The following is a 15,222-nucleotide window of genomic DNA, read 5'->3' on the forward strand; positions in this document are numbered from 1 at the left end:
TCCGGTCAGGATCAGTGTTGGGGCTCGGCGCCCGGGGTGCCCGAGGCACCCATTTCGCCCACCCATGCCAGCACTTCGGCAACGGTCTCGAAGAGGGGCTCCGGTACGGGTCCGTAGAGGTCGACGCGATACAGTGAGCGCGCCAGCGGTGGGTTGCCGACGATGGGGATGCCCAGCGCGGCGGCTTCCTCGCGCAGCGCCAGCGCCTCGTCGTCCACGCCCTTGGCGATGATGCGGGGCAGGCCGTATTCCTCCGGCGCGTAGCGGATGGCCACGGCGTAGTGGGTCGGGTTGACGACCACGGCCTGCGCGCCGGCCACGCTCTGCTTGGGCTTGGCTTCATCGGCCAGCTCGCGCGCGAGCTTCTTGCGCTCGCCCTTGATGTGCGGGTCGCCTTCGCTGTTCTTGTGCTCGCGCTTGACTTCGTCCTTGCTCATGCGGTGGTCGCGGATGAACAGCCAGCGCTGGATGCCGAAGTCGGCGGCGCCCAGGATCAGGAACAGTCCGCCGCCCGCCGCCAGCAGCCGGACCAGCAGCGTCATGCCGATCTCGGCGATGTCCATGACGGACTGATAGGCGGCGCCGACGATGGACGGCATCAGGATCAGGATGAGCTTCCAGACCGCCGCCGCCACCGCCACGCCCTTGATGATCATCTTGACCAGGTCGATCATCGAGCGCACCGAGAAGATGCGCTTGAGGCCCGAGGCCGGGTTGATCGCGCTCATCTTCAGCTCGACCGGCTTGAACGACAGCACCACGCCGGTCTGCGCCCATGTCGCGATCCAGGCGACCAGCGCGAAGACGAAGCCCACCGGCAGCGTCATCAGCACGAGCTGCAGGGCGAAATGGCTGATCGTCTGCTTGAGCGTCATCACCGGGTGCCGGCTGCTGTCGACATCCAGCGCGAGGTCGAGCAGGGCCCGCCATCGCTCGCCGAAGACGGAGGCGGTCAGCGCCAGCAGCAGGCAGCCGGAGAGCAGCACCGCCGCGGCGGTCAGGTCTGCGCTCTTGGCGGTCTCGCCGTCCCGGTGCGCATCCTCGAGTTTCTTGTCTGTGGGCTGTTCGGTCTTTTCGTCCGACATGATCTGGCCCCTGCTATCGGCCGCGTGCGGCCACGGCGCGGATCGCCATGGCAATGCGGCCGATTGTGGCGGCGGCCGGCGCCGGGCTTTGGCCTGGGCGCGAAGCGGAGGGTGCCGACCCGAAGTGGCGTGCGCGTGGCCCGCCGGCTTCGGCCTGCGGCGGTCTTTTTCGCCCCCGGACGGCGGGCGCATGGGGGTCGGGGTCTATGGTTCCACTCAACGCGGGCCGGCATGCCGATATGCCGGCCGTTGATTTCCCTTGCAACAGGAGCCCACACCCTATGGAACCCATCCAGTGCAGCAATCGCCTGCTTGGCGGTCTGCTCGAAGTGCTGATGTATGCCACGCGAAGCGGCCAGTTCGAAAACGCCCAGGCGATGCTGGTAGCGCTGCGCGGGCTGCGTCCGAACTTCAAGGAGCTCGACCTGGTGGAGGGCTGGCTGCTGGTCGGCCGGCATCAGTACGCCGAGGCGGCGCGCATCCTGCGCGAGCTGCTCAGCAGCGACGGTGCCCCCAGTGTCATGCCGTTCGCCTCGGCCATGATGGCGCTGTGCCTGAATGCGCTGAACGATGCGGAGTGGCACGTGCATGCCAACGAAGTGCTGGCGCGCGATGCCGATCCGGATTCGGTCACGCTGGTGCGCACGCTGCTCGGCGCGCAGCAGGCGAACAGCGGCAACGCCGAAGCGGCCGCCGCCGTCGCCGAGACCATCGACATGAGCGCCTTTCACACCTCGCATTACTTCACGCGCGCTTGAAGCGCCACCAGGAGCGAATCATGATCCAGGGTCCGACTGCCGTTCCGCCCGTCCCCACCCATTCGGTGGACACCCCCGCGCTGCCCGCCGTCCAGCCTGAGCCGGTGCAGGAACTGGTCTCGCGCTTCGAGGCGCTGCTCGGCCAGGCCAAGGATGCCCAGCGGCACTCCAAGGGGCCGTCCGCCATCGGCGAGCTGGTGGCCAAGGAGGACGCCGCCGTGCGCGCCACGGCCGACCGCATCAACGCCACGCTGGAGACCGACAAGGTCAAGCCCATGGAGGAGATCCTGGTCGATGCCATGCGCATCCAGATGGAGGCCGCCGCCACCATGACCAAGATCCACATGGGCAGCATGGTGGCCCATTCCGGCAAGAACGCCGTGCAGACCTTGATGAAGAACCAATGATGACGCCCCGTTCCTTGCGCTTGCGCCGTGGCGCGCTGGTTGTCGCGCTCGCGCTGACCACGCTGCTGGCCGGCTGCAACAAGCAGCTCTTCGCCCAGCTGACCGAAGCCGATGCCAACGACATGCTGACCGTGCTGCTGCAGGCCGGCATCGACGCGCAGAAGACCTCGCCCGACGACGGCAAGACCTGGTCCGTGCTGGTCGACGACGACGCCTTCGCGCGCTCGATGGAGGTGCTGCACGCCCACGGCCTGCCGCGCGAGAAATACGCCAACCTCGGCGACATCTTCAAGAAGGACGGCCTGATCTCCACGCCGACCGAGGAACGGGTGCGCTTCATCTACGGGGTGTCGCAGCAGCTGTCGCAGACGCTGTCGCGCATCGATGGCGTGGCGGTCGCCAGCGTGCAGATCGTGCTGCCCAACAACGATCCGCTGGCCAGCGTGGTCAAGCCGTCCAGCGCTTCGGTGTTCATCAAGTACCGGCCGACGGCCAACGTGACCGCGCTGCTGCCGAGCATCAAGAACCTGGTGGTGCACAGCGTGGAAGGGCTGACGTATGAGAACGTCGCCGTGACGCTGGTGCCCGGGACGGCGGACGACCCCGCCATCGTGGCCGCCACCGCGCGGCGCGCGCCGGGCGGCGTGTCGTGGGTGATGCTGGGCAGCCTGGCCGGCGTGCTGGTCGGCCTGGTGGCGCTGTGGGGCGCGGTGACGCGCATGCCGGCCGTGCGCACGCGCCTGGATGCGCTGCGCGAGCGGATCGCCAGCCGCATGCCGGCCCGCCTGAAGAAGCGCGAGGCATGACCGCCGCCGCCATGATGCCGGATCAGGCAGACACCATGATCCTGCGCATCCTCCACGCCTACCAGACGCGGCTGCAGGGCCTGCCGCGCACGCTGGACAGCCGGGCGTGGTCGGAATGCGCGCATGGCCTGCCCGCCGATGCCGCGTCATGGCGCGACGCCTGCGACGTGCTGGGGCTGCGGTCGGTGGCGCTGCAGACCCTGCTGGAGCGCGCGCACCGGCTGGCGGTGCTCGAAGCGGGCGACCTGCGCCGCGTGCTGGCCGGTCGTGCGCTCTATGCGCGGCGCACGGCGCTGGCGCGCTGCATCGACGGCGCGTACCTGTCGCGGCTCAACGCGGCGGTGGGCACCGCGCTCGTGAGCGCCATGGCGGCGCGCGCCGACTGGCAGCCGGACGCCGGCGGCCCGCTGCCGCGCCCCGAGCTGCAGGCGCTGGCCCACGCCGGCCTGGTCGCGCTGGTGTCCGACGGCTGGCTGACCGATCCGTCGCTGATCCGCCTGATGCGGATGACCCTCGGCGCCGCGCCCACCGGACGGGTCGGGCCGCCCGCGCTGACGCCGCTGTCCGAGTCGTTCATCACGGCGGTTCCCTCGATCTATCCGGAGTTGTCATGGTTATTTGGCTGAGGCGCGAAGCCGCGCTGGGCGTGTCGTCCGACGTGATCCGGGCGGCCGACCGACACCGCGTCGTCGAGCTCGACGCGGCCGTGCAGGCGGTGTACGAAGAGCGCGACGCCGTGCTGGCCGCCGCCCGCGCAAAGGCCGAGGCCATCGTGGCGCAAGCGCGCGCGGTTGCCGACGACCTCATCAAGGACGCCAACGAACGCGCCGCGAACAGTGAGCAGCTGGGCTATGCCGAGGGGCAGCGCAAGGCCTTGGCCGAATTCCATGCGTCCATGGTCGCGCGCGCCTACAGCGAGGCCGAATCCACCCGGCGCGTGGAGGCCCGCCTGCAGACGGCCGTCATGCAGGCGGTGGAGCGCATCGTGCTGGAGTCGGACCGCCAGGCGCTGTTCGCGCGGGTGGCCTCGACCCTGGGCGGCGTGCTGCAGAGCCAGGCGCGCCTGACCCTGCGCGTCTGCCCGGCCGAGCTCGACGCGGCGCGCGCGGCCTTTGCCCGCGCCGTCGAGGGCGGCCTGCTCAATGCCACCGTCGAAGTGCTGGCCGATGACAGCACCAAGCCCGGCGATTGCCGCTGCGAATGGGATCATGGCGTGGCCGATGCCAGCCTGAGTGTCCAGCTGGCGGCGCTGCGCAAGGCCATCGCCCCGAACGCTTCGGTGCCGGCGGAGGCGGCCCAGCCGGCCGCCTCCGAGGATGAGGAGGAGGACGCCGACATCGATGCGCCGGACGAATACGAGTACGACTACGACGATTCCGAAGACGAAGAGGACGAAGACGCCGTATCGCACGAAGACGGCGAGGACGAGGAAGACGACGATAGCGACGACGACGACGAGGATGAAGACCTCTACGAAGAGGACGACGAAGACGAGGAGGACGACGAATGACCCATCTCGCGCTGCTCGACTCCCTGGAGAGCGCGGCACGGACCACGCCGCTCATCCGCCGCTTCGGCAAGGTGGTTGAAGTCACCGGCACGCTGCTGCGCGTGGGCGGCGTCGATGTCCGGCTGGGCGAGCTGTGCACCCTCACCGAAGCGGACGGCACCGTGATGCAGGAAGGCGAGGTGGTCGGCTTCAGCGAGCACTTCGCGCTGGTAGCGCCGTTCAGCGGCGTGACCGGCCTGTCGCGCTCCACGCGGGTGGTGCCCAGCGGCCGCGCGCTGTCGGTCGGCATCGGCCCGGGTCTGCTCGGGCGCGTGCTGGACGGGCTCGGCAGGCCGGCCGACGGCGGGCCGCCGCTGGACGTGGTGGAATACGTGCCTGTGTTCGCCAACGCGCCGGACCCGATGACGCGGCGGCTGGTGGAGCATCCGCTGGCCACCGGCGTGCGCGTGATCGACGGCCTGGCCACGCTGGCCGAAGGGCAGCGCATGGGCATCTTCGCCCCGGCCGGCGTGGGCAAGAGTACGCTGATGGGCATGTTCGCGCGCGGCACGGAGTGCGATGTCAACGTGATCGTGCTGATCGGCGAGCGCGGGCGCGAAGTGCGCGAGTTCATCGAGCAGATCCTGGGCGAGGAGGGCATGCGCCGCTCCGTGGTGGTGTGCGCGACCTCGGACCGCTCCGCCGTGGAGCGCGCCAAGGCCGCGTACGTCGGCACCGCCGTGGCTGAGTACTTCCGCGACCAGGGCCTGCGCGTGCTGCTGATGATGGACTCGCTCACGCGCTTCGCCCGCGCCCAGCGCGAGATCGGCCTGGCCGCCGGCGAGCCGCCCACGCGGCGCGGTTTCCCGCCCTCGGTGTTCGCGGAGCTGCCGCGCCTGCTGGAGCGCGCCGGCATGAGCGCGGCCGGCTCCATCACCGCGCTCTACACGGTGCTGGCCGAAGACGAATCGGGCAACGACCCGGTGGCCGAGGAAGTGCGAGGCATCCTCGATGGCCACCTGATCCTGTCGCGCGACATCGCCGCGCGCAACCGCTATCCGGCCATCGACATCCTGAACAGCCTGAGCCGGGTGATGACGCAGGTGATGCCGCGCGATCACTGCGACGCGGCCGGGCGCATGCGGCAGCTGCTGGCCAAGTACAACGAGGTCGAGACGCTGCTGCAGATGGGCGAGTACAAGGAAGGCAGCGACCCGGTGGCCGATGCCGCGGTGCAGTGGAACGATTGGATGGAATCCTTCCTGCGCCAGCGCACCGACGAGTGGTGCAGCCCCGACGAGACCCGACGGCTGCTTGACGAGATCGCACTGGCATGAAGCGCAAGCGCCGCTCGTCGGTCTGGCGCGCGCTGATCGAGGCGAAGACCCGCGAGCGGCGCCGCGTCGAGGCCGACATCGAAGCCGCGCAGGCGGCCCTGGCCGAAGCGCAGACCGCCGTCGAAGCGCGCCAGGATGCGCTGCGACAGGCCGAGCAGCGCCTGGATGATCATCTGCGCAGCATGGATGACCTGACCACCGGCCCCAGCCTCACGGCGCAGGCCTATCTGCAATACGACGCGTACCGGACCCAGCTCGAAGGCGGGGTCGGCCAGGCCGAGCAGGCGGTTGCCGCGGCGCAAGGTGTCGTGGCCGAACGCGAGGCCGCATTGCAGGCACAGCGCCGCAAGCTGGCGCGCCTGGACGCAATGCTCGAGCGCTGCCGCGAAACCGCCGACCGACTCGACCGCAAGGAAGACGCCGAGCGCGAGCTGGCCACCGAGGAAGAAGCCGTCGAAGCCATCCTGGCTCGCGCCCGTTACACCACGACACACTGAGTTGCAAGTTCATGGAATCGATCGATACCGTTGTGCATGCCTGGTTCGATACCAGCGAAAGCCTGGAGACGCTGCTCGTGCTGCTGGCACTGAGCTGCGTGCGCATCATGACGCTTTTCTCCATCCTGCCCGCCACCAACGACCAGATGCTGACCGGCATCGCGCGCAACGGCGTGGTCTATGCGCTGGCGATCCTGGTGGCGGCGGGGCAGCCGGTGGGCCTCGCCGCGCATCTCAGCGCGGGGCAACTGTTCATGCTGACTTGCAAGGAGATCTTCCTGGGTGCCTGCCTGGGCTTCGCGGCATCGACGGTGTTCTGGGTGGCGGAGACAGCCGGCACCCTCATCGACAACGTCTCCGGGTTCAATAACGTGCAGATGACGAACCCCTTGCGCGGCGATCAGAACACCCCGATCGGCAACACGCTGGTGAACCTGGCCGTGACGCTGTTCTACGCGGCCGGCGGCATGCTGTTCCTGCTCGGCGTCGTGTTCGAATCGTTCAAGTGGTGGCCGCTGGGCGCCGCGCTGCCCGATATGAACGCGGTTGCGCAGAGCTTCCTGCTGCAGCAGACCGACTCGATCTTCTCCACGGCCGTGAAGCTCGCCGCGCCCGTGATGATGACGATGCTGTTGATCGATGCCGGCATCGGCTTGCTGGCGCGCGCGGCGGACAAACTCGAGCCCACCTCGCTCGGCCAGCCGATCAAGGGCGCGGTGGCGCTGCTGATGGTGATGGCCTTGGTCACCGCGCTGTCCACCCAGGTCAAGGGTACGCTCACCTACAGCCAGTTGAAAGAGCAGGTGAAGCAAGGATTGGTGGGTGACGGCACGTCGCCAAAAGCGAAAACTCCACAGTGAGGATTGTTCAGGGCAAGGCGCAGCTTTGTTGAGATTATTTTTCCGGCATTTTTCTACGATGACTCCAGGCAGTTTGATTGATGCGGCCTGCATGTCGCGGGCTGGTTCGACTGACGCTTCAGGAGCATTGCCATGCTGGGAAACATCTACTTCGCCCTGGCCTCAGGCCTCGCCGCTCGCGAGCGCCTGCCCGAATACGCAAATGCGGTTTTCGCCGCTGATTTCGACCGTGCGTATCAGCTCGTCGACCACCACTCCTCCCAGCGAGGAAAGTCCGACGACTACGCGGGCGTGCTGGCGATGGCCGATGCCTCGCTGCTGCTCGAGTGCGATGAAGAAGCGGAAGAAGGCTTCCGCCTGGCGCAGCGCCTGATCCGCCATTCGGATGACCAGCTGCGCGTGGTGTCGTGCCGCAATACCGGCTGGCAGGCACTGCTGCGCGATCGCTACGCCGCGGCGGCGAGCTGCTTCTCGCGCATGGCCGAAGACGATGGCGCGACCTGGACCCAGCAGGTCGAGGGCCTGATCGGCCTGGCGCTGGTGCATCACCAGCTCGGCCAGCAGGATGCCTCCGACGACGCGCTGCGGGCGGCGCGCGAGGCCGCAGACGGCCGCAGCGATCGCGGCTGGCTGGCCACCATCGATCTGATCATCTACGAATTCGCCGTGCAGGCCGGCATCCGCTGCTCCAACCGCCTGCTCGAGCATGCGTTCTGGCAATCGGCCGAAATGGGCGCGACCCTGCTGGCCAACCACGGCGGCCGCAACGGTTGGACGCCGACCGTATCGCAGGGCGTACCGATGCCGGCGCTGATCCAGCGCCGCGCCGAATACCTCAGCCTGCTGCGCCGCATGGCCGACGGGGACCGCGCGGCAATCGACCCGCTGATGGCGACCCTCAACCACTCGCGCAAGCTCGGCAGCCGCCTGCTGATGCAGACCAAGGTGGAAGTCGTGCTGGCCGCGCTGAGCGGCGAGCAGTACGACGTCGCCGGCCGCGTCTTCGACCAGATCTGCAACCGCGAGACCACCTACGGCGCGCGCCGCTGGAATTTCGACTTCCTCTACTGCCGCGCCAAGATGGCCGCCCAGCGCGGCGACGCGGCCGGCGCGCTGAAGTTCTACACGACCTACATGCAGGACGCGCTGCGCTGCCTGCGCACCGAGACGGTCAACGTGCGCCGCGCCAGCGCCGCCGTGCCCGTCGCCTCGCGCGCCTCCGATGACGTCAGCGCGCGGCTGTCCGCCAAGTATCGCCGGGCCTATCGCTACATCATCGAGAACATCGAGCGCAGCGACCTGACCACGCGCGAGGTGGCCGCCCATATCAACGTGACCGAGCGCGCGCTGCAGCTGGCGTTCAAGAGCGCGGTGGGCATGTCGCCCAGCTCGGTCATCCGGCGCATGCGGCTCGAGGGCATCCGCTCCGACCTGCTCGACAGCGAGCGCAATCCGTCCAACATCATCGATACCGCGTCGCGCTGGGGCATCCGCAGCCGCTCGGCGCTGGTCAAGGGCTACCGCAAGCAGTTCAACGAAGCCCCCTCCGAAACCATCTGGCGCTGAGCCCTCCGGCGGACCGCCGCCGCGCCCGGTGCGGCGCAGGCAGCGGCGGTCCGCTCCCTTCCCATCTCCTGGACAACATCATGCATCTGACTCGAGCGACGGGCCGGAAGGCCGGCGTGCGGACTTTTCCCGGGCGGCTGAAAGGCATGGCCGCCGCGCTGCTGCTATGGACGGCAGGCACGGTCTGCGCCGCGCCCATCCCCTGGCAGTCGCAGAAATTCGAATACGTGGCCGACCGCAAGGACATCAAGGAAGTCCTGCGCGACCTGGGGGCCAGCCAGCATGTGATGACGTCGATCTCGACGCAGGTCGAGGGCAGCGTGACGGGCTCGTTCAACGAGACGCCGCAGAAGTTTCTCGACCGCATGGCCGGCACGTTCGGCTTTGCGTGGTACTACGACGGCGCGGTGCTGCGCGTGACCAGCGCCAACGAAGCGCAGAGCGCCACCATCGCGCTGACCCGCGCCTCGACCGCGCAGGTCAAGCGGGCGCTGACGCGCATGGGCATCGCCGATTCGCGCTTCCCGATCCAGTATGACGACGACTCCGGCAGCATCGTCGTCTCCGGCCCGCCGCGCCTGGTCGAGCTGGTGCGGGACATCGCCCAGGTGATCGATCGCGGCCGCGAGGACGCCAACCGCACCGTGGTGCGCGCCTTCCCGCTGCGCTACGCATGGGCGACCGACCACCGGGTCACGGTCAACGGGCAATCGGTCAACATCCGGGGCGTGGCGTCCATCCTGAACAGCATGTACGGCGGCGATGGCCCGTCGGACAGCGGCACCGCGCCGCGTGCGCAGGATCGCCGCCTGGACAGCGTCGCCCCGGGCGAAGCCAACGCCGGCCGCGCCGGCACGCGGGCACTGTCGAGCCTGGGCGGCGGCAAGTCGCCGCTGCCGCCCGGCGGCACCGGTCAATACGTCGGCAACAGCGGCCCGTACGCGCCGCCGCCTTCCGGCGAGAACCGCCTGCGCAGCGACGAGCTCGATGACCGCGGCAGCACGCCCATCATCCGCGCCGATCCGCGCAGCAACTCGGTGCTGGTACGCGACCGGGCCGACCGCATGGCGGCGCACCAGTCGCTGATCGAATCGCTGGACAGCCGTCCGGCCGTGCTGGAGATCAGCGCCAGCATCATCGACATCAGCGAGAACGCGCTCGAGCAGCTGGGCGTGGACTGGCGCCTGCACAACAGCCGCTTCGACCTGCAGACCGGCAACGGCACCAACACCATGCTCAACAACCCGGGCTCGCTCGATTCGGTGGCCACCACCGCCGGCGCCGCGGCCGCTATCGCCGCCACGCCGGCGGGCGGGGTGCTGAGCGCGGTGATCGGCGGCGGCTCGCGCTACCTGATGGCGCGCATCAGCGCCCTGCAGCAGACCGACCAGGCGCGCATCACCGCCAACCCGAAGGTGGCCACGCTGGACAACACCGAGGCCGTGATGGACAACCGGCAGAACTTCTACGTGCCGGTCGCCGGCTACCAGTCGGCCGATCTGTACGCCATTTCGGCCGGCGTGTCGCTGCGCGTGCTGCCGATGGTGGTGATGGACGGTGGCACCGTGCGCATCCGCATGAACGTCCACATCGAAGACGGCCAGATCACCAGCCAGCAGGTCGGCAACCTGCCCATCACCAGCCAGAGCGAGATCGACACGCAGGCGCTGATCAACGAAGGCGACAGCCTGCTGATCGCGGGCTACTCGGTGGAGCAGCAGAGCAAGTCGGTGGACGCGGTGCCGGGCCTGTCGAAGATCCCGCTGGTGGGCGCGCTGTTCCGGACCGACCAGACCACGGGGAAGAGGTTCCAGCGGATGTTCCTGGTGACGCCGCGGGTGATTACGCCGTAGCCGGTTGCAGGCCGCGCGCCTCCGGCAGGGGAAAAAGCCTCCGTGCATACGGAGGCTTTTTCTTTGCCCCGGTGCCCGGGCCTCGTCCACGGAAGGGATGAGGCTCGGCATCAGTGCTGGCCCGATGGCCCGACCATGGGCGCCTTGCCTTGTTTTTTCGCTTCCGCCAGCACGCCGTTCCAATGATCCTGAACGATCGCGGTCATGGTCATCGCGTGCCCGTCCTTCTGTGCCTGCGGCGAGATTCCGGAGAATTCGCGGTTCAGCAGCCGATGCGCCTCTTGGCTCCGCGGGTCCGATTCAATCCGCGCTGCCAGGGTCGGCATCAGGTCTTGCAGGATCTCATCGCGATGTTTCTTGCTATAGACCTCCTTGCTGATCTCGCTGACCAGTTTCCGTCCAGGCTCGACTGCAAGCAAACTGGTCAGCTGTTTGCGCAGGTCCGAGGGCATCGGCGCCAATGCGCGCGCGTTCTCCCAGAGCGGTTCGACAAGGGGCGTCAATTTCTCTGCGAGATGCGAGCGGCCGTGGCGCTGCCGCACCTCTCGAATCACCGGATCCGAGGCAATCTGATGCGCCAGCGTGATCAATTCCTTCTGCAGTGCTGCGTTTGCCCGCACGCCGTAGGCGGCTTCCCCGATCGACTGGACCAGCTGTTGCCCCTCCTGCGCAGTCATCAGATCGGCCAGTTCACGCTGCAGGATAGCGGGGAGGGAGCGTGCGGCGTTCTGTATCCGCTCGAATTCGCCGACATCCGTGGAGACGTTGAACAAATTGGCCAGCGCCTGCCGCATCAGCGGCGAGTCGCTTTCTCGGGCGCCTTTGCGTTCCGCCTTCTGCTGAACGAGAGGTTTGCGATCGTTTGCGTCCTTCAGATGATAGGCCAGCGAGATCACTTCGCCTTCATTGAGCTGTGGCCGCGAGTCGAATATCGCGTCGTCCATCAGCTCGCCTTTGCGTTCCAGGTCGCCGAGCAGCACTTGGGCACGCGGGTTCGCCTTCAAGCGCTCAGCCTGAACCTCCGCTTTGAGGTGATCCGGCAAGTGGATGCGCAGTCCGTCACGAGGAAACCGCACGGAATACGGCAGCGCCGCGAAGGTCAGGCGTGTACAGTTCCGCAGGTCAAGCTCTTGCAGGGTGGCCAGCTTGCCGATCGATTGCGGCAGCGATTCAAGCCGCTTGCAGCCGGACAGATCCAGTTTTTTCAGCCGTTTCATCTTCGTAAGCGAATCGGGCAATGTACTGAGCTTGGCGTTGTCATTCAGCTTGAGCTCCTGCAGATGCGACAGCTTGTCGATGCTGGACGGCAATGTGCGCAGCTGCGTGTTCGAGAGCGACAGATTCGTCAACATTTTGTGCTGAGCGCCGAAGTCTCTCGGCAGCGATGCCAGCGACGCATCGTCGATTTTGAGCTTCTTCAGCGCCGATACGCCGTCCATCGAAGGCAGGCTTTGGATGCGGTTACCGACCAGGCTCAACATCTCCAGGCCGGACAGCTTCCCGAACGATTGGGGCAGGGCCTCCAGCCTCTGGTTGCCCTGCAGGGAAAGCGTCTTCAGCCCTGACAGGCTCCCGAGATCGGCGGGCAGTTCGCGAAGTTTCGTATTCGACAGCGACAGATGGGCAAGCCTGCCGAGCGTGCCGCGGGTGCCGAAATCTGGCGGGAGCTTCGCAAGCGACGGCTCGTCCACCGTGAGCTCCTGCAGGGAATGCGCTTCGCGCATCGAAGGCAGTTCGCGGATGTGGTTACCTGCCAGTGTCAGGGATTCCAGGCCGGACAGGTTGCCCAGCGATTGGGGCAGCCCGCTCAGCTTTTTGTTGTCCCGCAGCGATAGGGTCTGCAGCGCCGACATGTTTCCGGCGCTGGCAGGCAACTCGCGCAGCTGCGTGCCGGACAGGGACAGATGGGCAAGCTTTTGCAGCGTGCCGAGATCGTCCGGCAGCGATGCGAGCGGTGTGTTGCTCACCGTGAGCTCCTTCAACGCAGAGGCCCCCCCCATGGGCGGCAGAGCTTGAATGCCTGTGTTGACCAGCCTCAACTCTTGCAGGCTGGGCAATTGCCCGACGGCGTGGGGCAGCGCGTTGAGTTTTCCGGCACCACTCAGAGACAAGGCTTCCAGTTGGCGCAGATTCTGGAGCGCCGGCGACAATTCGTGCAGATCGCAATGCTCCGTCCGGATCGCCTTCAGCTGGGTCATGTTGAAAACGGCATCTGGCAGCCTGGCGATGGGGAGCGATGTCAGTAGCAGCTCTTTACCCCCCTTCTGCTGCAGGTTTTTCATGTAGCCGGCCGCACGTTTGAGCTCGCTATGCACGCGCGCCTGCGTCGCAAGGTCGTCCAGGCCCCGTTGGCGAAAGTTGTTCATCATCTCGTCGCGCCAACCGTCCAGGCCGGTGCGGCCTTGGGCTTGAGGCGCGCGCGGCGGGGTAGCCAGGGGATGCAGCGGACTGGGACGCAGCGGGCTGTTCGGAACGGTGCGCGTGCCGCTTGTTGCCCGCGGGTGCTGCGGGGTGCTCGGAGCCGTTCTCGGCCCGGTTACTCCGATCAGTGGACGCGATGCACCTTCGGACGACCCGCCGGTTGGCGCGGTGGCGCGTGTGCCCCACGAAGGCAGCGCGCGGGCAAGGAAGCCCCTGGAGCGGGGCGCTCGCGTTTGCCCTTCGTTCAGCGGCGAGGCGTTCGGCGGTGTCCGGGCGTCGCGTTGCGTGTCGGCGGACGACGTGCGCGATGTTCGATGGAATAGGCGTGGAAGGATAGGCATGAGCGTCAGGCTGTGTCACGCAAGGTCATGTCGTGCCTCGCGCTTGTTGTTATCGGAGAAAAACCGGGGCCAAAAGGGCGAATGCCCCGGAACCGCTTGCGGCGTATCCCGGGGCATCCGGACGATCAGTCGTCGTCGTCCTTGATCTTCATCGCTTCCTGCATCTTCTGGCGTGTCTGCGTTTGACGCTGGATCGCGCGCTGCAGGGCGATGTTCATCAGCGCGTCTTCCGGAGACCCTGAGGATCCGGCCGAGCTGCCGGCGCCGCCGGCCTGGCTGGAATCGTTCTCATCGTCGCGCTTCTTTTTCTTCTTGCCGCCTTCGGTTTCCGCGTTCGGATCGGTTTCGTCGTCGCGCTTGCGTTTGCCGCCGGATGTCGAGTCCGGCTTCGTATCGCCGCCCGTGTCGGGCTTGTGGCTCGACGACGAGCGCGACTTGAGCGAGACCATTGTGCTGCCCGGGGTCCAGGTCTGCGAGTCCGAACCGAGGTTGCTCTTGTTCAGCGCGTTGCCGACGCCGCGGCCGAGCAGGTCGTTGACCTGCTGCGACTGCGGAGCCGGGGTGGCCGGGGCGGGCGTCTTCGCCGGCGTGAAATCGTTGCCGATCCCGCTGCTGCCGTGTCCGCCAGCCTTGATTTTGCTGTGGCTCATAGGGAGATCTCTTTGTCGTTCAAGAGAATCGATCGAAAGCGGACAGCCGTTGCCGGCTGTCCGCCATCGCCATTACATCGGCTGCGTCGAGGTGGACTGCTGGCTGCCGCCGTTCTGCGCCGCCAGCATCTGCTGCAGGATCTGGACGACCTCCTTCACCACATCCATGATCTGGGATTGCAGATTGTTCTGGCCGGACGATTGATCATCCGCCGAACCGGGCTGGTTCGCGCCCGGGTTCGCGCCGGAAGCCGGCGAGGCGTTGCCGGCGCCCTTCGAGCCGCCCTGCGCCTGGTTGCCGCCGCCGAGGCCGCCTTGCTGCATCATCTGCACCAGCGCGTTCAGGATCTTCATCAGCTTTTGCAGTACGCCGGTGAGGCCGCCCTGGTCTTCGCTGCCGTCATCCGCGCCGTTGGCACCGTTGACATCGCCTGCGTTCTGCGGGCCATTCGCCTGGTTGCCGTTCACGCCATTGCCGCCGTCGGCGCCGTTCGCACCGCCTGCGCCACCCGCACCGGAGCCGCCACCCGCGCCGCCGGCGCCAGCAGCGCCGCCGCCGAGCTGGGCGAGGATCTGCTCGATCTCCTGCAGTGCTTCGGCCAGGCCGCCCTGGCCGCCGGCACCCTTGGCGCCGTTGGCACCGCCCACGCCGTTGCCCTTGTCATTGCCGCCAGGCTGCTGCATGTGCAGGGCCGCCTTCAGCAGCTTCACCAGGTCTTCCAGCAGCTGCATCAGCGCTTGCATCGGATCCTGGTTGTTGGCGTCGTCGACGTTGCCGGTCTTGTTGGCCGACTGCGGACCCTGGCTCTTGCTCGGGTCGTTGGCGCCGCCCGCGTTGGCATTGCCGTCCTTCGCCGGCGCGTTGCCGGTGTTACCGGTGTTGCCGCCCGCCGACTGTGCGGCCTTCTGCACGAGGGCTGCGATGATGTTGAGGATGTCCTTCTCGACCTGCTTGATCAGGTCTTGCACGGACTGTGGCCCGATTGCTGGCTGTTGGTGTTGGTGTTGAGGTTCAGGTTCTGCAGACCCGGGAGGTTCGACGGGCTCTGGATGTTTCCGACTGACATAGTGAATAACCTTTGAGGGCAGGGGGTGGTGCATCGGATTCGCCCCACGGGCCGCCGTGCTGGGAGCCGCCGATGCGTAACGAGC

General features: G+C 67.5%; 13 protein-coding genes and 1 pseudogene. 10 read left to right on the top strand and 4 right to left on the bottom strand.

Annotated elements, in window-relative coordinates; translation table 11 throughout:
- Positions 1 to 11: 11 nt before the first annotated feature.
- Entirely contained in the window at positions 12 to 1,085 is a 1,074-nt protein-coding gene (sctU, locus tag GO999_RS18350; RefSeq protein WP_016723146.1) for a type III secretion system export apparatus subunit SctU, read from the bottom strand.
- Positions 1,086 to 1,366: 281 nt separating this feature from the next.
- Between sctU and GO999_RS18355 the strand changes: the two genes are divergently transcribed.
- The 10 genes from GO999_RS18355 (at position 1,367) to sctC (ending at position 10,658) form a co-directional block, all read left to right on the top strand.
- Positions 1,367 to 1,843: an HrpB1 family type III secretion system apparatus protein gene (locus GO999_RS18355; RefSeq protein ID WP_211907084.1), complete on the top strand. Its 477-nt coding sequence runs from the start codon at positions 1,367 to 1,369 to the stop codon at positions 1,841 to 1,843.
- A 20-nt stretch (positions 1,844 to 1,863) separates the two neighbouring features.
- Positions 1,864 to 2,250 (top strand): type III secretion protein HrpB2, encoded by a 387-nt coding sequence (locus tag GO999_RS18360; RefSeq protein ID WP_011004163.1) that lies wholly within the window; start codon positions 1,864 to 1,866, stop codon positions 2,248 to 2,250.
- A gap of 20 nt (positions 2,251 to 2,270) precedes the next feature.
- Entirely contained in the window at positions 2,271 to 3,056 is a 786-nt protein-coding gene (sctJ, locus tag GO999_RS18365) for a type III secretion system inner membrane ring lipoprotein SctJ (protein ID WP_376783956.1), read from the top strand.
- Entirely contained in the window at positions 3,053 to 3,682 is a 630-nt protein-coding gene (locus GO999_RS18370; RefSeq protein WP_028861692.1) for a type III secretion protein HrpB4, read from the top strand. Before sctJ ends, GO999_RS18370 begins: the two co-directional genes overlap by 4 nt.
- The gene (gene sctL, locus GO999_RS18375) at positions 3,667 to 4,566 is read left to right on the top strand and encodes a type III secretion system stator protein SctL (RefSeq protein WP_211907085.1); all 900 of its coding nucleotides are present in this window, start codon (positions 3,667 to 3,669) and stop codon (positions 4,564 to 4,566) included. The genes GO999_RS18370 and sctL overlap by 16 nt, the downstream gene beginning before the upstream one ends.
- A complete protein-coding gene (gene sctN, locus GO999_RS18380) occupies positions 4,563 to 5,882 on the top strand; it encodes a type III secretion system ATPase SctN (RefSeq protein WP_011004167.1) in 1,320 nt (439 codons plus the stop codon). The genes sctL and sctN overlap by 4 nt, the downstream gene beginning before the upstream one ends.
- Positions 5,879 to 6,379, top strand: a complete 501-nt coding sequence (locus GO999_RS18385) for a type III secretion protein HrpB7 (protein WP_011004168.1) — start codon at positions 5,879 to 5,881, stop codon at positions 6,377 to 6,379. The genes sctN and GO999_RS18385 overlap by 4 nt, the downstream gene beginning before the upstream one ends.
- Positions 6,380 to 6,390: 11 nt before the next feature.
- On the top strand, positions 6,391 to 7,239 hold the full coding sequence (gene sctT / locus GO999_RS18390; RefSeq protein ID WP_011004169.1) for a type III secretion system export apparatus subunit SctT: 849 nt from the start codon (positions 6,391 to 6,393) through the stop codon (positions 7,237 to 7,239).
- A gap of 132 nt (positions 7,240 to 7,371) precedes the next feature.
- Positions 7,372 to 8,805, top strand: coding sequence for a transcriptional regulator HrpB (gene hrpB, locus GO999_RS18395; protein WP_011004170.1), 1,434 nt, complete (start codon positions 7,372 to 7,374; stop codon positions 8,803 to 8,805).
- 80 nt (positions 8,806 to 8,885) lie between these two features.
- Positions 8,886 to 10,658, top strand: coding sequence for a type III secretion system outer membrane ring subunit SctC (sctC, locus tag GO999_RS18400; RefSeq protein WP_223259702.1), 1,773 nt, complete (start codon positions 8,886 to 8,888; stop codon positions 10,656 to 10,658).
- Between the two features lie 110 nt (positions 10,659 to 10,768).
- Here sctC and GO999_RS18405 read toward each other — a convergent pair whose 3' ends face one another.
- The 3 genes and pseudogenes from GO999_RS18405 to popA form a co-directional block, all read right to left on the bottom strand.
- Positions 10,769 to 13,027 (bottom strand): leucine-rich repeat domain-containing protein, encoded by a 2,259-nt coding sequence (locus GO999_RS18405; RefSeq protein ID WP_249215112.1) that lies wholly within the window; start codon positions 13,025 to 13,027, stop codon positions 10,769 to 10,771.
- Between the two features lie 518 nt (positions 13,028 to 13,545).
- On the bottom strand, positions 13,546 to 14,070 hold the full coding sequence (locus tag GO999_RS18410; protein WP_011004173.1) for a protein PopB: 525 nt from the start codon (positions 14,068 to 14,070) through the stop codon (positions 13,546 to 13,548).
- Positions 14,071 to 14,142: 72 nt separating this feature from the next.
- Positions 14,143 to 15,137: pseudogene (popA, locus tag GO999_RS18415) on the bottom strand (hypersensitive response elicitor PopA1).
- Positions 15,138 to 15,222: the final 85 nt, after the last annotated feature.

The sequence above is a fragment of the Ralstonia nicotianae genome, assembly GCF_018243235.1.
Classification (GTDB): Bacteria; Pseudomonadota; Gammaproteobacteria; order Burkholderiales; family Burkholderiaceae; genus Ralstonia; species Ralstonia nicotianae.